At 73.4% G+C, this 19,208-nt stretch carries 20 protein-coding genes and 1 tRNA gene; 13 read left to right on the top strand and 8 right to left on the bottom strand.

Annotated elements, in window-relative coordinates; translation table 11 throughout:
- The first annotated feature begins 119 nt into the window (after positions 1–119).
- The 4 genes from tmk (at position 120) to SKED_RS15995 (ending at position 3,826) form a co-directional block, all read left to right on the top strand.
- Positions 120–767: a dTMP kinase gene (gene tmk, locus SKED_RS16010; protein WP_012868222.1), complete on the top strand. Its 648-nt coding sequence runs from the start codon at positions 120–122 to the stop codon at positions 765–767.
- Between the two features lies 1 nt (position 768).
- Positions 769–1,905, top strand: coding sequence for a DNA polymerase III subunit delta' (locus SKED_RS16005; RefSeq protein WP_012868221.1), 1,137 nt, complete (start codon positions 769–771; stop codon positions 1,903–1,905).
- A 76-nt stretch (positions 1,906–1,981) separates the two neighbouring features.
- Positions 1,982–3,640 (top strand): alpha/beta hydrolase, encoded by a 1,659-nt coding sequence (locus SKED_RS16000; RefSeq protein WP_245534578.1) that lies wholly within the window; start codon positions 1,982–1,984, stop codon positions 3,638–3,640.
- 110 nt (positions 3,641–3,750) lie between these two features.
- A tRNA-Thr gene (locus SKED_RS15995) sits at positions 3,751–3,826 on the top strand.
- A 150-nt stretch (positions 3,827–3,976) separates the two neighbouring features.
- Here the strand turns inward: SKED_RS15995 and SKED_RS15990 are convergent.
- The 4 genes from SKED_RS15990 to SKED_RS19180 form a co-directional block, all read right to left on the bottom strand.
- A complete protein-coding gene (locus SKED_RS15990; RefSeq protein WP_012868219.1) occupies positions 3,977–4,633 on the bottom strand; it encodes a M15 family metallopeptidase in 657 nt (218 codons plus the stop codon).
- A gap of 200 nt (positions 4,634–4,833) precedes the next feature.
- The gene (locus SKED_RS15985; RefSeq protein WP_143755796.1) at positions 4,834–5,136 is read right to left on the bottom strand and encodes a hypothetical protein; all 303 of its coding nucleotides are present in this window, start codon (positions 5,134–5,136) and stop codon (positions 4,834–4,836) included.
- Positions 5,137–5,311: 175 nt separating this feature from the next.
- Positions 5,312–5,689: a hypothetical protein gene (locus SKED_RS15980; protein WP_012868217.1), complete on the bottom strand. Its 378-nt coding sequence runs from the start codon at positions 5,687–5,689 to the stop codon at positions 5,312–5,314.
- On the bottom strand, positions 5,686–6,165 hold the full coding sequence (locus SKED_RS19180; RefSeq protein WP_012868216.1) for a WhiB family transcriptional regulator: 480 nt from the start codon (positions 6,163–6,165) through the stop codon (positions 5,686–5,688). The genes SKED_RS15980 and SKED_RS19180 overlap by 4 nt, the downstream gene beginning before the upstream one ends.
- Before the next feature lie 158 nt (positions 6,166–6,323).
- Here SKED_RS19180 and SKED_RS15970 point away from each other — a divergent pair, with 158 nt between their 5' ends.
- From SKED_RS15970 to SKED_RS15955, 4 genes are all read left to right on the top strand, one after another.
- On the top strand, positions 6,324–6,728 hold the full coding sequence (locus SKED_RS15970) for a helix-turn-helix domain-containing protein (protein ID WP_012868215.1): 405 nt from the start codon (positions 6,324–6,326) through the stop codon (positions 6,726–6,728).
- Between the two features lie 166 nt (positions 6,729–6,894).
- The gene (locus SKED_RS15965) at positions 6,895–7,326 is read left to right on the top strand and encodes an ImmA/IrrE family metallo-endopeptidase (protein ID WP_012868213.1); all 432 of its coding nucleotides are present in this window, start codon (positions 6,895–6,897) and stop codon (positions 7,324–7,326) included.
- Positions 7,327–7,376: 50 nt separating this feature from the next.
- A complete protein-coding gene (locus SKED_RS15960; RefSeq protein WP_012868212.1) occupies positions 7,377–7,658 on the top strand; it encodes a hypothetical protein in 282 nt (93 codons plus the stop codon).
- Positions 7,659–7,684: 26 nt separating this feature from the next.
- Entirely contained in the window at positions 7,685–9,817 is a 2,133-nt protein-coding gene (locus SKED_RS15955; protein WP_012868211.1) for a glycoside hydrolase family 2 protein, read from the top strand.
- 111 nt (positions 9,818–9,928) lie between these two features.
- On the opposite strand, the gene SKED_RS15950 is transcribed toward SKED_RS15955, so the two are convergent.
- Positions 9,929–11,074, bottom strand: a complete 1,146-nt coding sequence (locus tag SKED_RS15950; protein WP_042439513.1) for an MFS transporter — start codon at positions 11,072–11,074, stop codon at positions 9,929–9,931.
- Positions 11,075–11,355: 281 nt separating this feature from the next.
- On the opposite strand from SKED_RS15950, the gene SKED_RS15945 reads away from it, so the two are divergent.
- Together SKED_RS15945 and SKED_RS15940 are read left to right on the top strand one after the other, a co-directional pair.
- Positions 11,356–12,027, top strand: coding sequence for an RNA polymerase sigma factor (locus SKED_RS15945; protein ID WP_012868209.1), 672 nt, complete (start codon positions 11,356–11,358; stop codon positions 12,025–12,027).
- Complete coding sequence (locus tag SKED_RS15940) at positions 12,027–13,454, top strand: hypothetical protein (RefSeq protein WP_012868208.1); 1,428 nt, start codon at positions 12,027–12,029, stop codon at positions 13,452–13,454. The genes SKED_RS15945 and SKED_RS15940 overlap by 1 nt, the downstream gene beginning before the upstream one ends.
- A 164-nt stretch (positions 13,455–13,618) precedes the next feature.
- Here SKED_RS15940 and SKED_RS15935 read toward each other — a convergent pair whose 3' ends face one another.
- The gene (locus tag SKED_RS15935) at positions 13,619–14,125 is read right to left on the bottom strand and encodes a DUF3806 domain-containing protein (RefSeq protein ID WP_012868207.1); all 507 of its coding nucleotides are present in this window, start codon (positions 14,123–14,125) and stop codon (positions 13,619–13,621) included.
- A 7-nt stretch (positions 14,126–14,132) separates the two neighbouring features.
- Positions 14,133–14,798, bottom strand: coding sequence for a Pr6Pr family membrane protein (locus SKED_RS15930; RefSeq protein WP_012868206.1), 666 nt, complete (start codon positions 14,796–14,798; stop codon positions 14,133–14,135).
- 212 nt (positions 14,799–15,010) lie between these two features.
- Here SKED_RS15930 and SKED_RS15925 point away from each other — a divergent pair, with 212 nt between their 5' ends.
- Positions 15,011–15,451 (top strand): OsmC family protein, encoded by a 441-nt coding sequence (locus SKED_RS15925; protein WP_012868205.1) that lies wholly within the window; start codon positions 15,011–15,013, stop codon positions 15,449–15,451.
- 94 nt (positions 15,452–15,545) lie between these two features.
- On the opposite strand, the gene SKED_RS19175 is transcribed toward SKED_RS15925, so the two are convergent.
- The gene (locus tag SKED_RS19175) at positions 15,546–16,196 is read right to left on the bottom strand and encodes a TetR/AcrR family transcriptional regulator (RefSeq protein ID WP_012868204.1); all 651 of its coding nucleotides are present in this window, start codon (positions 16,194–16,196) and stop codon (positions 15,546–15,548) included.
- Positions 16,197–16,279: 83 nt separating this feature from the next.
- Between SKED_RS19175 and SKED_RS15915 the strand changes: the two genes are divergently transcribed.
- Both SKED_RS15915 and SKED_RS15910 read left to right on the top strand, forming a co-directional pair.
- Entirely contained in the window at positions 16,280–16,954 is a 675-nt protein-coding gene (locus SKED_RS15915) for a hypothetical protein (protein WP_012868203.1), read from the top strand.
- Positions 16,951–19,038 carry a YhgE/Pip family protein gene (locus SKED_RS15910; protein WP_012868202.1) on the top strand — a complete coding sequence of 696 codons (2,088 nt, stop codon included), beginning with the start codon at positions 16,951–16,953 and terminating at the stop codon, positions 19,036–19,038. Before SKED_RS15915 ends, SKED_RS15910 begins: the two co-directional genes overlap by 4 nt.
- Positions 19,039–19,208: the final 170 nt, after the last annotated feature.

Genomic DNA, 19,208 nt, shown 5'->3' with positions numbered 1-19,208 from the left:
CCCTACAAGCGCGCCGCCGTCGTCTGCCCGCGTCGGTCCTGCGGGGCGCTCGCCCGTCGGTACTCGTGCGGTCTCCCGGCGGGCCCGGCCAGGTCGGTGGGCACCGATAGGCTGGGGGAGTGAGCGCAGACGAGCAGAGCGGGTACTTCATCTCCTTCGAGGGAGGTGACGGCGCCGGCAAGTCGACCCAGTCCCGGCTCCTCGGCGAGTGGCTCGAGCAGGTGACCGGGCGCCGCGTCGTCTGGACCCGCGAGCCCGGCGGCACCGAGCTCGGCCTCGTGCTGCGACAGGCGGTGCTGCACGGCGACCACGTCGACCCGCGCACCGAGGCCCTGCTCTACGCGACGGACCGCGCCCACCACGTCGCCTCTCTGGTTCGGCCCGCCCTCGAGCGCGGGGACGTGGTGATCACCGACCGCTACCTCGACTCCTCGATCGCCTACCAGGCCGGCGGCCGGACCCTGCCGGTCGAGGAGATCGAGCAGCTGTCGACGTGGGCCACCGAGGGCCTGCTGCCGCACGCCACGGTCCTGCTCGACATCGACCCGCTCGTCGGCACGCGACGGCTGGACGCCGCCCCCGACCGCCTCGAGCGCGCGGGGGACGAGTTCCACCGACGCACCCGCCAGGCATACCTCGAGCGAGCGGCCCAGGACCCGGCACGCTGGGTGGTCGTCGACGCGTCGGGGACCGTCGACGCGATCCACCGCGAGATCCGCTCCGCCGTCGCCGAGCGCCTCGGCCTGACGCTGCCCGCGGAGGCCTGACGTGTCCGTGTGGGACGACGTCGTCGGGCAGGACTCGGCCGTCGCGACGCTCCGCGGGGCGATCGCCGACCCGTCGGCCATGACGCACGCCTGGCTGCTCACCGGACCGCCCGGCTCCGGCCGGTCGAACGCGGCCCGCGCCTTCGCCGCGGCCCTGCAGTGCGAGCAGGGCGGCTGCGGGCACTGCCACGCCTGCACCACGACGCTGTCCGGGACGCACGCCGACCTCACCGTCGTCGCGACCGAGAAGGTCACCATCGCGATCGACGAGGTGCGCTCGCTCATCTCGCTCGCCTCGCGCTCGCCCTCCCAGGGGCGCTGGCGCGTCATCCTCGTCGAGGACGCAGACCGCATGGCCGAGCGCACCACCAACGTCCTGCTCAAGGCCATCGAGGAGCCGCCGCCGCGCACCGTGTGGCTGCTCTGCGCGCCGAGCCCGCAGGACGTCATGGTCACCATCCGGTCCCGCTGCCGCGGGGTCACGCTGCGCATCCCGCCGGTGGCCGACGTCGCCGCCCTGCTCGAGGCGCGGGACGGCGTCGACCCGGTCGTGGCCCTGGCGAGCGCCCGCGCGGCGCAGTCGCACATCGGCCTCGCGCGCCGCCTCGCCCGCGACGCCGGTGCCCGCCAGCGCAGGTCGTCGGTGCTGTCGATCGCCCGACGCATCCGCGGGGTGCCCGACGCCGTGATCGCGGCCGGCGAGCTCGTCGAGGTCGCCCAGGCCGAGGCCAAGGCGGCGACCGAGGAGCGCGACGCCACCGAGAAGGCCGAGCTGCTGCGGTCCCTCGGTGCCGACGGCGGACAGACCCTCCCGCCGTCGCTGCGCTCGCAGGTCAAGCAGCTCGAGGACGACCAGAAGCGGCGCGCCACCCGGCGCCAGCGCGACGTGCTCGACCGGTCGATGGTCGACCTGCTGTCCCTGTACCGCGACGTGCTGGTCGTCCAGCTCGGTGCCGAGGTCGACCTCGTCAACACCGAGATCGCGGAGACGGTGCGCACGCTCGCGGAGGAGTCGACGCCCGAGCAGACCGTGCGTCGCATGGACGCGATCGGTGTGGCGCGCACGCGGCTCGGGGGCAACGTGTCGCCCGTGCTCGCCCTCGAGGCGATGGCCATCGCCCTGCGCCCCCAGGGCTGAGCCGGGACCCGCCACCGGTGTCCACAGCCGTGGGCGTCGGGTGTGCAGTCCGGGCCGCAGTGGATAGGTTGGGCCCGTGACCCCAGCTCTCCACGAGACCGCGTCCCCTGTGCCCGACCCGAACTTGCCCGCGGGGGCAGCGCAGCCGCCGCGCCCGTCCGCACGGCGCAGCCGCCTGGTGCGCGCGGCCGCGGCCGTCGCGGGGCTCTCGCTCGTGCTCGCCGCGTGCAGCAGCGACCCGGGGACCAAGGTCCAGACGGGCGTCGACGGCTCGTCGCCCTCGGCCGGGGCGGACCCGTCCGACGGCGCGAGCAGCGCCGCACCGAGCACCGACGGCATCGAGGCCGACCTGCTGCCGTTCTACGAGCAGACCGTCGAGTGGTCCGACTGCGGCAGCGGCTTCGAGTGCGCCGACATCGAGGTCCCCTTCGACTGGGACGACCCCGCGGCCGACACCATCACCCTCGGCGCCAAGCGCTACCTCTCGAGCGGTGAGCGCAAGGGCACCGTCCTCATCAACCCGGGTGGACCTGGCGGCTCGGGGGTCGAGTTCGTCCAGTACGTGCCGTTCATCTTCGGCAAGCCGCTGCTCGAGGAGTTCGACGTCCTGGGCTTCGACCCGCGCGGCGTCGGCGAGTCCAGCCCGGTGGCGTGCCTGAGCGACGCCGAGCGTGACGTCTCGGACGCCAAGACGTACACCCCGGACGACGCCGGCCTCGCCGAGATGCAGGCCGACGCGAAGGCCTTCGGCGAGAAGTGCCTCGAGAACACCGGCCCGGTGCTCGGCGAGGTCGACACGCAGTCCTCCGCGCGCGACATGGACGTCATCCGCCACGTGGTCGGCGACGCCCAGCTCAACTACCTCGGCTTCTCGTACGGCACGCAGCTGGGCGCGACCTACGCGGGCCTGTACCCGGAGAACGTCGGACGGATGGTGCTCGACGGCGCGATCGACCTGCGGCTCACCGACCACGAGATGAGCCTGCAGCAGGCCGTCGGCTTCGAGAACGCGCTCACCGCCTTCGTCGAGGACTGCCTCGCAGGGTCCGGCTGCCCGCTCACCGGGACCACCGACGAGGCGCTCGCGCAGGTCACCGGACTGCTGGACCAGATCCTCGCCAACCCGATGCCGACCGGTGACCCCGCACGGCCGCTCACCCAGACCCTCGCCTTCTACGGGATCGCCCAGCCGCTGTACTCCGAGCTGCTGTGGCCCCAGCTGACCGCCGCCCTCGACGCGGCGATCAGCGACGGCGACGGCAGCGGGCTGCTGGCCTCGGCCGACAGCTACAACTCCCGCAACTCCGACGGCACCTACGCCGACAACCAGGGCGAGGCCTTCCGCGCCATCAACTGCCTCGACTCCCGCAGCGACGCCGACATGGCCACGCTCGACGCCGAGGCCGACGAGATCGTCGCGGCCGCCCCGACCGTCGGAGAGTTCTTCACCTACGGCGGGCTCGGCTGCGCCGACTGGCCGTTCCCGCAGGCCGAGAAGACCGGCGACCTCGCCGCGAGCGGCGCCGCGCCGATCCTGGTCATCGGGACGACCAACGACCCCGCGACGCCCTACGTGTGGGCCCAGGGCCTCGCCGAGCAGCTCGAGTCCGGCGTCCTCGTCACCTACGAGGGCGAGGGGCACACCGCCTACGGCCAGTCGAACTCCTGCGTCCTCGACACCGTCGACGCCTACTTCACCGACGGCACGGTGCCCGACGAGGGCCTCGTCTGCTGAGCCTCGAGCCTCGCGGAGACCTCGTTTTGGTGCCGGGGTCGATCTCTGGGTAGAGTGTGCGAGGTTCTTCACCTGCGTCAGTGACTCGTCTCCGGGCGCGGGAGAGGTCGGCCGCCTTAGCTCAGTCGGTAGAGCGTCTCACTCGTAATGAGAAGGTCATCAGTTCGATTCTGATAGGCGGCTCCACAGCACGAGAGGCCCGGTTCCCACGATACGTGGGGACCGGGCCTTCGTCGTAAGCACTGCAGCTTCGCGACGGGTACCCCTGGTGGTACCCGACGGCCCTGCGCGGGCGGCCCGCCCCGTGCGCGAGGCGGGCCGCCCGTCACCGGTGCGTCAGGCGCGCGAGTCCTGCATGAGGTTGAGCAGGGACTGCTCGAGGATCCAGACCTCCTTCACCCCTGCTGCCATGAGGTTGGTGCGCTCCTCGGCGGAGCGGAGCTCGACCCAGCCTCCGTTGTGGGCGTAGATGCCGTGGACCAGCGGGGCGTAGCGCCCTCCAGAGCGGTAGATCATGGTCTTTCCATCCCTTCGTCGTGTGGTGGTGCGGGTGGGTACGAGGCGTGCGGCGACGCGGTCGACGTTCGCGCTCGTGGTGTTGATCTCGAAGTGCATCTCGTCCTTGCGGCCCGAGTAGTCGCCGCCCCAGCGGACCGCCGGCGAGACGTCCCGGAGGATGTCTCGGATGACGGCGACCTGCGCCGGGGTGAACGTCCCGACCGCGCCGAGCGGGTGGCGCGGGGCGTTGAGGTCGATCGCGGTGCCCGAGGCGTGGTTCGAGATGTCGGTGCTGCCGGCGATCGGCCTGTAGGCCCACCCCCAGGAGCTGGAGACGGTGATGCTCTCGACCTCGGCGTGGAACCGTCGTGCGACGTGGCTGAGCACGGTGCAGACGGGACCGGCGAGGATCCTGCCGGTCACCCACGGGGTGAGGCTGAGCCGCGGGTCGGTGCCCGACTCGATCGCCGGCCAGCCGTTCTGCGAGACGGCCATGGTGTACCTCCTTCTGGTGTCGGTGGTGCTGGGGCTCTCCGGTGCGGAGCGCCTGTGGTGTGCCCGATCCGTGTCGAACATGTGTTCGAACCTAGGTGTTCGGGGTGCGGTGCCCAAGACCCTGGTCCGGGCTCGTCGAGCAGGTGCTGGCGGAGGCCCTCGCGCGGACGTGCCGCTGCGTCGGCGGCCCGGTGTGCGGCTCACGGCGCGTACGACGGGGTGCGCGGGGACCCGAGCGCCAGGCGGACGAGCCACCGCGGTGCGCGCTGCTCGAGCAGCCGCCACGTCGCGTGCCACGCGCCGACCGCCCCGACCACGACGACCAGGGTGGTCGAGTCGCTCGAGAGCAACGCCTCGAGCGGCTGGGCGAGGTCGGCTGGCAGGTGCGGTGCGACGGCGGCGAGGGCCGCGCTGACCGTGGCGCCCCAGAGCGTCGGCACCGTGGTGCGCAGCCACGAGGTGACGAGGTCCCCCTCCGCCTCCCCTCGGGGCGCGCGAGGCATCGAGGGGGTGGTCTCCGGCGAACCCCGCGAGGGTGTCGCGAGGGGCGGGGGAGGCGTGGGTGGAGGTCCGGCGTCGGTGGTCGGGGTGGTCGGGTCGGGTGGGTGCGGCACGGGGTGCTCCTGTCGGGGTCGGGGCGGCTGGGTGGTCTGGCGGTGCAGCGGTGCGGCGCTGCTGTCACGGGAGATCGGTGAGGTCGGCCGGCAGGGCTGGCGGCGGTGGTGCGTCGGGACGGCCGTGCCGGGCGATGTGGTCGTAGAGGGCGTGCACCAGGCGGACGGCACGCCAGTAGCGCGTGCGGACGTCACGGACCTCGCGCTCGAGCTCGCCGATGCGGGTGGCGTGCCGGTCGACCTGGAGCCGGAGCGGCTCGAGGAGGGCGTGGGTCTGGACCTCGACGAGGGTGGCCCAGCGGGCGTCGTCCGCGGTCTCGTCGGCGCGGTCGGCGTCGCGGCGCGCGATCGAGTGGTCGTGCGCCACCCGGAGCAGCGCCGTGAGGCTCCCCCCGCCGAGGGTGCCGACGACGAGGGCGGCTGCCGTCGGCTCCCAGGTCATGCTGCTGAGGGGGCGATGGTGGCAGCAGGTGCGGTGGTGCGGGTGCCGACGGCGGTCGCCCTAAGGTCGGCGACGAGTGCGGACCGCTCGTGCGGCGAGAGCTCGCGTCGTTCCTTGGGGGTGAGCCCGCCGCGGACCAGCCACGGCCCGTAGGCGCTGTCGCTCTCGTCGGTGAGGGCCTCGAGGAGGCAGGCACGGCGGACCGGGCACGTGGCGCACACCGCGGTGGCGCGCTCGGCGACGTGCCTGTTGACGGGGTCGAAGAGTGCGGGGTCGGTCCCGTCGCAGGCCGCCGCGCGGGCCCAGCCGCGGTCTGGACGAGGTCGGGGTGCCACAGGCGGTACGGGCGGTGCGGTGGCGGCCGGGCGGATGAGGGCGGGGGTGGGCATGGGGTCCTCCGTGATGGTCTCCGGTGGTCGGGTGGTCCGGTGGGTGAGGTACTCGGTGGTCGACTGGAGCGTCGAGCACTTGACCATAGTTACACCATGTTGACCATCAAGTAAGGCCCTAGGGGCATCGATCAGGCCTTGCCCCAGCGTTCTTCGACGCAGTGCGCGACAGTGACGTGCAGGGTCTGGGCGACTCGGCCAACATGGTGTACTTTCGTGCTCATCCGACGACAGAGAGGCGCACCATGCCCCGAGAGCACGAGGACCGCGCCCGCGCCGCCGTCACCACGGAGCTGCGGCGACGTGGCATCACCCCGCGCCAGCTCGCGCTGCGCGCGCAGCTGTCGACCGGGACCGTCAACGACTTCCTCAACGGCGTGCGCTGGCCGCGCACCGGCAGCCTCGGCAAGATCGAGGCGTTCCTCGGGTGGCCCCCGGGCAGGCTCGACGAGCTCGCCGACGGTGTCGCGGCCGACACCGCTCCCGATCAGGACGACGACGCCGCCGTGCTGACCGGCGTGCTGCTCGACATCGACCCCGGGGCCTTCGCCGACCTCGACCCGGCGGAGCAGGCCGAGGCCGTGGCCGCCGCCAAGCTCACCTACCTCGAGAGGGCGCGCGAGATCCGGCGGTCGCGGGAGCGCCGCTGACCTCGGTGGCACGTCCGCGACGGGACGGGTGTCGGTGCAGGCCCGCAGGATGGTCGGTGCCCGTCGACGCGCGGGTGGACGAGGCCGGGGCCTCGGAGCACGGCCACGACCAGGTCGCCGTGCTCAGGCACCGGCCGACCGAGCAGGGGGAGCAGGGGGAGGGCGTGTGAGCTACAGCCCGTGGAAGGACGCCGAGGTGCGGCACCCGGACCTCGACATCGAGCGCTGCGACATCGCCCCCGCCCGCGGGGTGTGGGTACGCAGCGAGAACATGATCCTCATCGACGAGAACCTCGACCGCACGTGGCGGCGGGCCACGCTCGCGCACGAGCTCGCCCACGTCGACCTCGGGCACGTCTCCGCCGTCGAGGGCTTCTTCGCCCGGCGCATCGAGCGCGAGGCGGACATGCTCGCAGCACGCCGGCTCCTGGGGAGCGTGGACGCCATCGCCGACGCGGTCGCCGCGCACCCCGGGGACACCGCCGCCGTCGCCGACCAGCTCGACGTCCCCGTCGAGGTGCTCCTGCGGCGCGTCGAGAAGATGCACCCGCGCGACCGGGCAGCCATCGAGGCGCGCGCCTCCCGCTCCGGCGGGTGACCTCTCGTGGCAGGCTGGGACACCGCCCCGCACCATCCCCCGGAGGACCCGTGACACCGACGCTCAGCTCGATCGAGGCCAAGCTCGCCGCCGGACAGCCGGTGACGGCCGAGGAGGTGGCGTGGCTCGCCGGGTCGCTCCGCGCCGCGGTGGGGCCCGACCCCGACCCCGAGGACGACCCCACGCCCGAGGAGCTCGCCGCCGAGTTCGGGCTGGGCCCGTCGCCGTCGCCCGACATGCTGGCCTACCTCGCCGAGTTCGTCCGCGACCGTCGCGCGGCGGAGCGGGAGGGCGACGAGGGCGGCACCGCCGCGCAGACGGACGTCCGGTGAGAGAGCGCGCACCCCGACCTTCGGCTGTGCCCACCTCCACCCCCACCTCTCATCCCAACGCCGTCGCCCATTCGGTCTCCACGCCGCCGGTAGCCACACCGCCGGTCTCCACCCCGCCCCGCGCCAGCCTCCAGGACGGCACCTACCCCCGACCTCAGCTCGTCCGGGAGCGGTGGGTCGACCTCAGCGGGACCTGGGGCTTCGACCACGACGACGCCGACGTCGGCCTCGACGAGGGGTGGCAGCACGCCACGGGCCTGTCCCGCGAGATCGTCGTCCCCTTCCCGCCGGAGTCGCCGGCCTCCGGCATCGCGGACACCGGGTTCCACCCCGTCGTCTGGTACCGGCGCGAGATCACCCGCGCCGAGCTCGACGCGACCGGTCTGGGCGACCTCGGGTCAGGCGGCACGGCTTCGGACAGCACCGGACCGGGCGACACCCGCACGGGCGGCACCGGCACCGGCGACGCGTCGACCCGGCTCCTCGTCCACCTCGGCGCGGTCGACCACCGGGCGGACGTCTGGCTGGACGGCACCCTGCTCGGTTCGCACGAGGGCGGGTCCACGCCCTTCACCCTCGACGCCACGGCGGCCCTCGACCGGACCCGTGACACGCACGTGCTCGTGGTCCGGGCGCAGGACGACCCGCACGACCTCGAGCAGCCCCGCGGCAAGCAGGACTGGGAGCTCGAGCCGCACTCCATCTGGTACCACCGGACCACCGGCATCTGGCAGCCCGTGTGGCTCGAGGCCGTCCCGCGCACCCGCGTCGACGCCCTCACCTGGACGCCGCGCGTCGACGAGGCGGCCGTGGACCTGCGGGTCGACCTCGGTCGCCGCCCTGCCGCCGCTGTCGACGTCCTGGTGGTGCTCGAGCTCGACGGTGCCGAGGTGGGGCGGGCGACCGTGCGCTCGGCAGACCCGCGGGTCGACGTCCGCGTCCTCGTCCCGGCCCTCGCAGACCCGGCCCGACGCGGGGCCCTGCTCTGGGCGCCCGGGACCCCGACGCTCGTCGACGCACGGGTCGAGATCCGGTCCGCCGCCGACGGCGCGGTCCTCGATCGCGCACTGCCCGACGGTGCCGAGCCCGGCAGCGCGCCGCACGACAGCACGCTGCTCGACACCGTCACGTCCTACCTCGGGCTGCGCACCGTCGACGTCGCCGACGGTGCCTTCCGGATCGACGGCGCGCCGGTCCGGCTGCGCTCGGTCCTGTCCCAGGGGTTCTGGCCGCAGTCGCACCTCGCGGCACCGTCCGCGGCGGCGCTGCGTGCCGAGGTCGAGCTGATCCTCGAGCTGGGCTTCAACGCCGTCCGGGTGCACCAGAAGATCGAGGACCCGCGGTTCCTCTACTGGGCGGACCGGCTCGGGCTGCTCGTGTGGGTCGAGGCGCCGAGCGCCTACAGGTTCTCGCCGACCGCCGTGCAGCGGATGCTCCACGAGTGGACCGAGGTGGTGGCGCGCGACAGGTCGCACCCGTCGGTCGTCACGTGGGTACCGCTCAACGAGAGCTGGGGTGTCGAGGAGATCGCCCAGGACCCGCAGGCCGAGCACTACGCGCGTGCGCTGTGGCACCTGACCAAGGCTCTCGACGGCACCCGACCGGTGGTCTCCAACGACGGCTGGGAGCACACCGACTCCGACATCTGGACCTTCCACGACTACGACGGCGACCCGCAGGGGATCGCCGACCGCTACCGCGACGACGCGAGCATCGGCGAGCTGCTGGCCGGCACGGGGCCGGCAGGCCGTCGCATGCGCCTGGGCGCCGAACCAGACCGCGGCCAGCCCGTGATGCTCACCGAGCTCGGCGGCATCGCCCTCTACCCGCGAGGCGGCGCCGGGGCGTGGGGGTACTCGACGGCGACGTCGGCCTGGGACCTCGACGCCCGCTTCGCGGCACTCATGGCTGCGGTGCACGGGACGGCGCTCGCGGGCTTCTGCTACACCCAGCTGACCGACACCCTCCAGGAGGCCAACGGCCTCGTCACCGCAGACCGCCTTCCCAAGGTCCCGGCGGCCCAGATCCGCGCGGCAGTCACCGGTGAGCCCGTCGACGGCGCCCTCACCGCACGCCGCAGCCTGGTGCGCTCGCTCCCGGTCCGCGGCACCGCCCGGCTCCTGCAGAAGGTCCGCAGCACAGCCGCCCGGAGACGGTGACCTGAGGCCGCCGCCGAGTTCGTGACTTCGGAGCGAGTTCGTGCCGTACAAGTCACGAACTCGCTCCGAAGTCACGATCTCGAGGCTGGCTGGCCCGTAGCCGCTCGCCGTTCAGGCAGGCGCGCGCTGCGCGCCGGTCGCGAGGAGTCCGCTCACGGTCATGAGCGTCAGCGCACCGATCACCACCAGCAGCGGCACGGTCCACCCGTCGGTGGCGGTGTGCAGCGCGCCGATCGCGTACGGCCCGGCAGCGGCGGCTCCGTAGCCGACGCCCTGGATCATCGCGGACATCCGGCGGGCCTCGCTCTGCGCCCGCGACCGCTGGACGACGAGCGTGAAGATCACCGTGAAGTTGCCGCCCTGCGAGGTGCCGGCGAGCGCGGCCCACAGCGGCCAGAGCTCGGGGGCCACGAGCAGCCCCACCGGGAGCGACAGCCACAGCAGGCTCATCCCGGCGAACACCGCGCGCAGCGGCAGGCGCCGTGCGAGCAGCAGCGGGACGCCGACGCCGCCGATGATGCCGAACAGCTGGAACAGCGAGGCGGCACCGCCCGCGCCGGCGTCGCTCATGCCCTGCTCGTCGGCGAGGATCTTGGGCAGCCAGGTGGTCACGGCATAGTAGGAGAACGCCTGCCCCACGAAGGTCAGCGTGAGGCACCACGCGATCCCACGCCGCCACACGGACCCGAGCTCGGCGTCGGAGGTCCCGTGCGCCGGCACGAGGTGCACGGGGCTCCGGTCGCGGCCCGCCGTCGCGCGCTGCCACAGGACCGCGGCGACGAGCATGACGAGCCCCCAGGCGGCCAGCGCCCAGCGCCACCCGAAGGCGGTGGCCAGCGGCGCGGTGACGACGGTGGTGATCACGGAGCCGAGGTTGAGGGCTGCGGTGTAGAGACCGGTCACGGCCCCGGCGGAGCTCGAGAAGTCGCGGGAGATGAGTACGGGGACGGACACGTTGCCGATGGTGATCGACGCGCCGATGATCACCGTGCCGACGACAGCCAGGTCGAAGCCGCCCGCCGAGCGGATGCAGGTGCCGACGAACACCCCGAGGAGGGAGAGGGTGATGGCCCGCTCGATGCCGACACGGGCGAGGAGCATCGAGGCGAAGGGGGCGGCGAGGGCGAAGCACAGCACGGGGATCCCGGTGAGGATCCCGACGGTCTCCGGGGTGACGCCGAGCCCGTCGGCGACCGTCGTGACGATCGGCGCGAGGGACACGAAGGGTGCCCGGAGGTTGAGGGCGTAGGCCAGCATCGCCACGAGCAGCAGGCCGCTCGTGCCGTAGATGCGCGTGCGGCTCGTGATGTCGGCTCCTGCGGCTCGTCGTGGGGGATCGTGGCCAGGGTACGCCGCGGTCGGGTCGGGCCTGGTGGCCGCCCACGGTGACGTCGAGCACCTGCACCTGTTCTCGACCCGCCGCAGACCGTGACCATACCGAGACCTGACCCGCTGCAAGTTCGGCGACCCTGGTGACACAGACCAGGCAGGGTGCACCAGGTGCGCCCCAGCAGTGCCGACGACGTGCGGAGGACCGTGTGACCCTTCAGACCCCAGCCCGCGACGACGCGTGGTTCGACGCGTTGTTCCGCGAGCACGCCCGCAGCGTGTTCCGCTACGTGGCGCGACGTGCGGCGCGCGACGACGCGGACGACCTCACGGCCGACGTCCTCGCGGTCGCGTGGCGTCGTCGCGACGAGGTCCCCGAGGGGCACGAGCTCGCGTGGCTCTACCGGACGGCGGCCTTCACGGTCGCCAACCACCACCGCAAGTCCCGCCCCGTGCTGGTCGAGGTGCTCCCCGAGGGGCCGGACCGTGACTCGCCCGAGCTGCTCGTGGTCGCCGACCTCGAGGTGCGGGCGGCCCTCGCGACGCTGTCGGAGCGCGACCGCGAGGTGCTGCTGCTCACCGCCTGGGAGGGCGTCGACGGCGACGGCCTGGCCGAGGCGCTGGGCATCTCGCGCGGGGGAGCGGACGCCGCGCTCTCCCGGGCGCGCTCGCGGCTGAGGGCGGCCTTCGCGGCCCAGGACAGTGACGACGCCCAGTCCGACGACGCCCCCCAGAGCCGTCCTGGGGCCGTGGCGCCCGCCGACGCTGCAGTACGCGCGACGCCCGCGTCACCACCAGCACCTGCGCGCAAGGACGACGACGCTCACGACACAGACAGGGTGACGGGCCGACAGGGTGGCCCCGCCCCCAGGAGGACATGATGGACAGCACCAACGGCAGCTCCCCGCAGCGCGGCTCCGGGTCGGACGAGACGTTCGACCGGCTCCGTGCTGCCGACCCCGCAGCGGGCCTCGAGCCCGACCTCGACGCGATCCGCGCGACCGTGACCGCCAAGGTCTCGTCGTCTGCCGCGGACGACAGCACCACGTCGGCCGCGACCTCTGAGCAGGGCTCCGACGCCGGTGTCGTCGACCTCTCCTCGGCGCGCTCGCGTCGCCGCCCGGCGCGCTGGCTGCAGGTCGCTGCCGCCGCCGTCGGCGTGGCAGCCGTCGGGACGGCCGGCTACGCCGTCGGCACGCAGGATGGCGGCTCGGATGTCTCGGCCGACTCCGCGAGCACCGCCGACCTGGCGGCGACCGAGAGCGCACCGGAGGCCGGCGCCCAGGCACCGTTCTCGCTGCCCTCGGACGAGTCGGCAGCGTCCTCGGCCGACCGGTCGATGATCGCCGGCTTCGGCATGCGCACCCTCTTCACCGCCGTCGGCCTCGACGACACCCCGTCGGCCGCGTCGGCGTGGGGCTTTGACCCCGCAGCGACCTTCACCCCCGAGTCCGCGCTCGCCGTCGCGCAGGCTGTCGGCCTCGAGGGGGAGCCGTCGCTCCTCTACGGCGCCTGGCACGTCGGCTCGACGGACTGGACGGGCCCCGCGCTCGACGTGCAGTCGGACTCCGCGACGAGCTTCTCGTACTACGACCCGTCCACCGACCCGTGGGCCGAGGGCTCGGGGGCGACGGCCGTCGACGGCGCCGAGGCCACGGCGCGCCTGTCCGAGATCATGACCTCGCTCGGCGTGGACCCGGCGGGCTTCGACCTCGTCGTCGAGGACATGGGCACCGCGACCGCCACGACCGTCAGCGCCTACCGCGCGGCAGGTTCCGTCAACGACGGCCAGGCGTGGCAGCTCACGGTGTCGAGCCTGGGCGTGTCCAGCCTCAACGGTGCTCTGGCGCCGCTCGTCGACCTCGGCAGCTACGACGTGGTGGGTGCGGCGACCGCGGTCGCACGCCTCACGGACCCGCGCTTCGGGGCGACGGCGGACTACGGCATCATGCCCTTCGCCCGCGCGGCCGACGACGTCCAGATCCCCGAAGGTGTCACGCCGGAGGAGGCGCAGGCGCTCGAGGAGGCGAACCCCAGCCTCGACGTGATGCCGGAGCCCGGGGTCGAGGTCCCGTCGGACGACCCGGCCGCCGTGCCCACGCTCCCGCCGTCCGCGGTCCCGGGCAGCGTCATCTCGTGGCCGGTCTCGGAGGTCGCGATCACCGGCGCCGAGCTCACCACCACCACCGTGTACTCGTCCGACGGGTCCGCCGTGCTGGTCCCGGCGTACCGGCTCGCCGGGGACGACGGCAGCTCGTGGACGGTCATCGCCGTGACCGAGGAGCACCTGGACTTCGCGGCGCGCTGACGCGCACCGCGAGCGGGGTCCTCGGCGGGACCCCGGCACCACGAGGGCTGCGGGTACCACCGCAGAACACCGACGAGAGGGCCTGACGGGTTGTCAGGCCCTCTCGGCCGTCAGGAGAGCAGACGTCGGTGCCGTCGGAGCTGGTCAGTGCCAGTCAGTGCCGGTCAGCGCTGCTCGGCGGCGAGCGTGCGCAGCGCTCCGCGCTGCAGCAGGGCGCCGGTCGAGGTGACGAAGCCGGGCATCCAGTCGAGCTCGGCGGTGAGCCAGCGTCGTGCGACGGCGTCCACGGGGAAGAAGGTCCGCCGGAAGAGGTCGTTGCGGACGGCCACGGTGGTGCGCGGCTCGTCGGCGACCACCTGCCACCGGCTGCTGCTGCACTGGCGCACCAGGACGTCGCCGAGGCAGACCCCGAGGGCGCTGACGAGGTAGTCGGGGTCCCAGCGGTCGGAGGCGGGGGCGCGGTGCCAGGCGCGGCAGTAGGCGTCGAACAGCGACGACAGGTAGCCGACCGAGCGCAGGTCGGCGCCCGGGGCACGCAGGTGCTGGCGGAGCTCTTCCATCCAGACGAGCTCGACCACGCTCGCGTCTCGCAGGGAGACCGCCCCGTCCTGGGGTCCGGGGGCCGGCGCCGACGGGGTGGTCCGTCCGTGCGCTCGCAGCAGTGGCTTCATGCCCTCTTCATCGGCCGGGGTCGGGCGGACCTTGACGTCTGCTGGGAGAGTCGGCACCGAGTTTCATCCGCTGGTCCAGCCACCCGGCGCCGAAGGCCAGGGCGAGGAACACGACGGCCACGAGCGCCGTGCTGACCAGCGAGGCGAGGTAGCCGTTCGCGCCGACGTCGAGGAACGGGTACGGGTACCAGTCGACGATCGCGCCCCGCACGAAGGTGTACGCGATCCAGGCGAGCGGCGGGACGGCAGACCACCAGATCGTGCGCCGGTCGATGCGCGGGCGAGGGCCGAAGAGCAGCCACCCGACCACCACGAGCACGGGGGTCAGGACGTGCAGCAGGAAGTTCGACACCGCGCCGGCGGCGGAGAGCTCGACGAGCCCGGTGAGCACCGTGTTGTAGACGATCCCGGTCACCGCGATGCACAGCAGCGCGTCGAGCCGCGCGACGCGGAACAGGCGCCCGTCGCGGGCGGGCGCGATCACGAGCAGGACGGCGACGACGCACACGAGGACGTTCGACAGCACGGTGAAGTAGCTGAAGAGGCGCACGAGCCGCTCGAGCATGGAGCCGGCAGGTCCGGGGCCGTCGAGCAGCGCGACGACCACCTCCATGAGGACCCCCGTCCCGGCCGCGAGGGCGGTGACGGCGTGCCATGCGCGGGGTGCGTTCACGAGGTCTCCTGGTGGGTCCGGGGCTCACGCGCAGGCGGGTGCGCGTCGCGCCAGTCTAGGGAGCGTGCCGTGCGGCGGCGAGGCGCCGCGCTGCCGTCCCGGGGCGGCTTGGACCGACCGACCGGGAGCCCCGGAGGCCGTGCCCGGGCCAGATCGATGTCACGTGCCTAAGGTGGAGGTGTACACACCTTCCGACGTGAAAGAGGTCTCTCATGCCTACTCGTACCGCTCGCACCGCCTGGAACGGCACGCTCGAGCAGGGCTCCGGCCAGGTCGAGCTCAGCAGCTCCAAGGTCGGCACCTACGACGTGTCCTTCCCCAAGCGCGCCGCAGACGAGGCCGGGGGCACTACGAGCCCCGAGGAGCTCATCGCGGCGGCGCACTCCTCCTGCTACGCGATGCAGCTCTCGGCCCTCATCGGCGAGGCGGGCGGCACGCCCGACGCGCTCGACGTCTCGGCCGACGTGACGCTCGCCCCGGACCCCGCGGGCGGCTTCCAGATCACGGGCATCAAGCTCACCGTCCGCGGTGAGGTCTCGGGCATCGACGAGGCGGCGTTCCTCAAGGCGACCGAGGACGCGAAGGCCACCTGCCCCGTCTCGAAGGCGCTCACGGGCACGACCATCACGCTCGACGCGTCGCTCGAGAAGTAGTCGACCGAGCGAGCAGGCTGCGACGGCCGGGAGAGGGACGTGGTCCTTCTCCCGGCCGTCGTGCGTCCCGGGAGAGGTGCGGCGCGGGGGGGCGTCAGGGGTGCGGGGTCGGAGGGGCGGTGGCGTCGCCGAGGACCGCGGCGAGCGACCGGACGAGGAGGTCTCGGAGCCCCGCCTGGTCCAGCGGGCTCCCGGCGAGCCACGACGCGGTGACGTTCTCCGCGAGGGCCACCCACCCGCGCGAGAGCAGCGCGAGCGCCTCGGGGGAGAGCGGGGCGTCCCCGGCGTCCGCGGCACCGGTGCGCCCGCGCAGGGCCGACGACCTCCGGGCCAGCCGCTCGACGAGAGCGGTCCGTGCGTCGCCGAGGACCTCCTGGGTCTGGGCGTCGTCGTGCAGCGCTCCGCGCCAGATGTCGGTCCAGAGCTCTCGCCGCGCGGTGACCGCGGTGATGAAGGCGTCGAGCACGACGACCGGCCGGTCGTGGTCGTCGGGGGAGTCGTCGTCCGGCGCGCCGAGGGCGGCGAGGAGGTCGGTGACGACCTCCTCGACGACGGCGCGCTGGAGGCCGACGACGGAGCCGAAGTAGTGGAAGACGAGGGCCTTCGAGGCCCCGGCGGCGGTGGCGACGGCCTGGGTGCTCAGGCTGGCCAGCCCGTCCTGGCGGGCCAGGCGTTCGGCGACGGTGAGCAGCTCGCGCCTGCGGTCGGCGGGCTCGAGGCGGGTCCTGGCTGTGTCGCGGCTCATGCCCCCATGTCTACCAACCTTGTTGACCGTTGGTCAACAGCGTCGTAGATTCGTCGTTGACCACTAGTCAGCACGAGGGGCTCATGAGCACACAGGACCACCCAGAAGCGATCTCGCTCCGCGCCGTGCGCGTCGAGGGACGCCGCGACACCATGCTCGACCCGGTGACGCTCCGGCTCGAGCGCGGCACCCGCCTGCTCGTCGTCGCCGAGCCCGGCCACGGGCACACCGCCCTCGCGCTCGTCGCGACCGGACGGATGGTGCCCGACGAGGGCGACGTCCTCCTCGACGGCGTCCCCGACGCCGCGACGCTCCGCCGGGTCAGCGCCGTCGTCGACGCGCCCACCATCACCGAGCCCGACGACGCGCTGACCGTCGCCGGCACCGTCGCCGAGGGCCTCGCGCTCGCGGGGCGCCCGTCCGGGCGTCGTGCCGTCGCCCGCTGGCTCGCCGAGCACGACCTCGCCGAGCGACGGTCCCTGCGCATGGACCAGGTCGACCCGGCCACCCGTGTGCAGACCCTGCTCGCCCTGGGGGCAGCCGACCCGGCCGTGCGCTACCTGGTGCTGACCCTGCCCGACCGACACGGCGGCAACCCCAAGGACTGGTGGCGGACGGCCGGCGGCTACGCCGAGTCCGGCTACGGCGTCCTGGTGCAGTGCACCCCCGCCTCGGCCCACGTCCTCGAGGCCGGTCGTCACATCGAGCGGCCCGTCGAGGGCACCGACAACCACGACGCGATGGAGGTCCTGCGATGAAGGCTCTGCGGATCAGCCTGTCCGAGCTCCGCCGCATCAGCGCCGGCACCCTCCCGAAGCTCGCGATCGCGGCCTTCGCGATCATCCCCACCCTCTACGCGGGCCTCTACCTCTTCGTGAACTCCGACCCGTACTCGCGGCTCGACCAGGTGCCCGCCGCGCTCGTCGTCGAGGACACCGGCGACTACGGCCAGAAGGTCGCCGAGAACCTCCTCGACGACGGCGGGTTCGGCTGGGTCGAGACCTCCCGCGCCGAGGCGCAGGTCGGCGTCCGCTCGGGGGAGTACGACGCCGCCCTGGTCATCGGGCCGACCTTCAGCGACGACCTCGCCTCCTCGGGCGAGTTCACCCCGCAGCAGGCGAGCATCACGCTCGTCACCAACGACGCCAACAACTACCTCGCCCGGACCATCGCCGACCAGATCGTCGGCAAGGTCCGCGACTCGATCGCCTCCGAGGTCGGCACCGAGGCCGCCGCCCAGTTCCTCGCGGGGTTCTCGGACATCCGCAGCAGCCTCGAGGACGCCGAGAGCGGCGCGACCGAGCTCGCGACCGGCACCGGGAAGCTCGTCGACGGCTCGGACCAGCTCGTCACCGGGTCCGCCGACCTCGCGACCGGCGCCGACACGGCGGCCACCGGCGCGAGCGACCTCGCGACCGGCGCCCAGACGCTCGAGGACGGCGCCGCCACCCTCGCGACCGGGGCCAGCACCCTGAAGACCGGTGCCGACGACCTCGACACCGGCCTCGCCACCCTCAAGACCTCGACGACGGACCTCCCGGCCCAGGCCCAGGCCCTGGCCGACGGCGCGAAGCAGGTCGCCGACGGCAACGCGACGATCGCCGGGTACGGCGACACGGCGGCCAGCACCGCCCAGGCCCTCGTCGACGACCTCGACACCATCCGCGAGGGCATCGCCGGCGACCTGCGCGACCAGGGCGTCCCCGAGGAGCAGATCACCACCATCCTCACCGCCCTCGACACCGCACGACAGCCGATCACCGACGCCTCGACCGCGCTCGGCGAGGCCTCGACCTCGCTCGACACGCTCTCGGCCGGCGCGACCCAGGTGAGCGACGGAGCCGCCGCGCTCGCCCTCTCGGCACCGACCCTCGCCCAGGGCATCGCCGACGCCGCGACGGGGGCCGACGCCCTCGCGACCGGGGCCTCCGACCTCTCCACCGGGGCCTCCGACCTGTCGGCCGGTGCCGCAGAGCTCTCGACGGGAGCCGACTCGCTCAAGACCGGGACCGCGACCCTCTCCGAGGGCGCCGGGACCCTGGCGACCGGCGTCTCGACCCTCCACGACGGCATCGTCTCGGCCGACGACGGAGCCGTCCAGCTCCGGGACGGCCTCACCTCCGGTGTCGGCGAGGTGCCCGACGTCGACGCGCAGACCCAGGACGCGACCGCCCAGAACATCGGCAACCCGGTGGTCGTGCAGAACGAGTCCCTCACCAGCGCCGGCACCTACGGCGCTGGGCTGGCGCCGTTCTTCCTCTCGCTCGCCTCCTGGATCGGCGCCTACGTGCTGTTCCTCCTCGTCAAGCCGCTGTCCCGGCGGGCGCTCGCGGCCGGCCGCACGGTGTGGACCTCCGTGGCGGCTGCCCTGGGTGGCTGGCTGACCCCGGCGCTCATCGGTGTCGCGCAGGCGGCGCTGATGTTCACGGTGACCAAGTTCGCGCTCGACATCCAGCCCGCGTACCCGTGGTTCACCGCGCTGTTCCTCGTGCTCGTCTCGGCGACCTTCGTCGCGATCCTCCAGGCGCTCAACGCGTGGCTCGGTGCCGCGGGCCAGTTCCTCGGGCTCGTGCTGATGCTCACCCAGCTGGTGACTGCGGGTGGGACCTTCCCGTGGCAGACGATCCCCGAGCCGCTGCGCTCGCTGCACCAGTTCTTGCCCATGAGCTACGGCGTCGACGGCCTGCGGCACCTGCTCTACGGCGGCTCGTTGACCAACGTCGCGACCGACGCCGCGGTGCTCGCGCTGTTCCTCGTCGGGTCGCTCGTGGTGACGACGCTGGCAGCACGCAAGCAGCGGCTCTGGACGGTCAAGACGCTGCAGCCCGAGCTGGTGCTCTGACTCTGGCGACAGGGCTCGCGGGCGCCGAGCCCCGCCACCGTCGAGGCCCGTCTCCGTCTGGAGGCGGGCCTCGTCCGTTCAACAGGCGGACCTCGGCAGACCGGGTTAACGTGATTGAAACCTCAACTTGTTGGTGCGGCAAACATCTCATACCTCGCAAAACGGTGTCG

This window comes from Sanguibacter keddieii DSM 10542 (assembly GCF_000024925.1).
Lineage (GTDB): Bacteria > Actinomycetota > Actinomycetes > Actinomycetales > Cellulomonadaceae > Sanguibacter > Sanguibacter keddieii.
Note: the sequence above shows the minus strand (reverse complement) of the source record. Positions and strands in the feature narration are given on the sequence as shown.

What these genes read in the sequence shown, in the direction of transcription:
- SKED_RS15990 (WP_012868219.1), bottom strand. Translation starts at nt 4,633, where the DNA reads ATGGCCGTCTCGCAGAACGGCTGGCCGGCGATCGAGTCGGGCACCGAC.
- SKED_RS19175 (WP_012868204.1), bottom strand. Translation starts at nt 16,196, where the DNA reads ATGAGCCGCGACACAGCCAGGACCCGCCTCGAGCCCGCCGACCGCAGG.
- SKED_RS15910 (WP_012868202.1), top strand. Translation starts at nt 16,951, where the DNA reads ATGAAGGCTCTGCGGATCAGCCTGTCCGAGCTCCGCCGCATCAGCGCC.
- SKED_RS15980 (WP_012868217.1), bottom strand. Translation starts at nt 5,689, where the DNA reads ATGACCTGGGAGCCGACGGCAGCCGCCCTCGTCGTCGGCACCCTCGGC.
- SKED_RS15950 (WP_042439513.1), bottom strand. Translation starts at nt 11,074, where the DNA reads ATGCTGGCCTACGCCCTCAACCTCCGGGCACCCTTCGTGTCCCTCGCG.
- SKED_RS15925 (WP_012868205.1), top strand. Translation starts at nt 15,011, where the DNA reads ATGCCTACTCGTACCGCTCGCACCGCCTGGAACGGCACGCTCGAGCAG.
- SKED_RS15970 (WP_012868215.1), top strand. Translation starts at nt 6,324, where the DNA reads ATGCCCCGAGAGCACGAGGACCGCGCCCGCGCCGCCGTCACCACGGAG.
- SKED_RS15985 (WP_143755796.1), bottom strand. Translation starts at nt 5,136, where the DNA reads ATGCCTCGCGCGCCCCGAGGGGAGGCGGAGGGGGACCTCGTCACCTCG.
- SKED_RS15940 (WP_012868208.1), top strand. Translation starts at nt 12,027, where the DNA reads ATGGACAGCACCAACGGCAGCTCCCCGCAGCGCGGCTCCGGGTCGGAC.
- SKED_RS15915 (WP_012868203.1), top strand. Translation starts at nt 16,280, where the DNA reads ATGAGCACACAGGACCACCCAGAAGCGATCTCGCTCCGCGCCGTGCGC.
- SKED_RS19180 (WP_012868216.1), bottom strand. Translation starts at nt 6,165, where the DNA reads ATGGTCAAGTGCTCGACGCTCCAGTCGACCACCGAGTACCTCACCCAC.
- SKED_RS15935 (WP_012868207.1), bottom strand. Translation starts at nt 14,125, where the DNA reads ATGAAGCCACTGCTGCGAGCGCACGGACGGACCACCCCGTCGGCGCCG.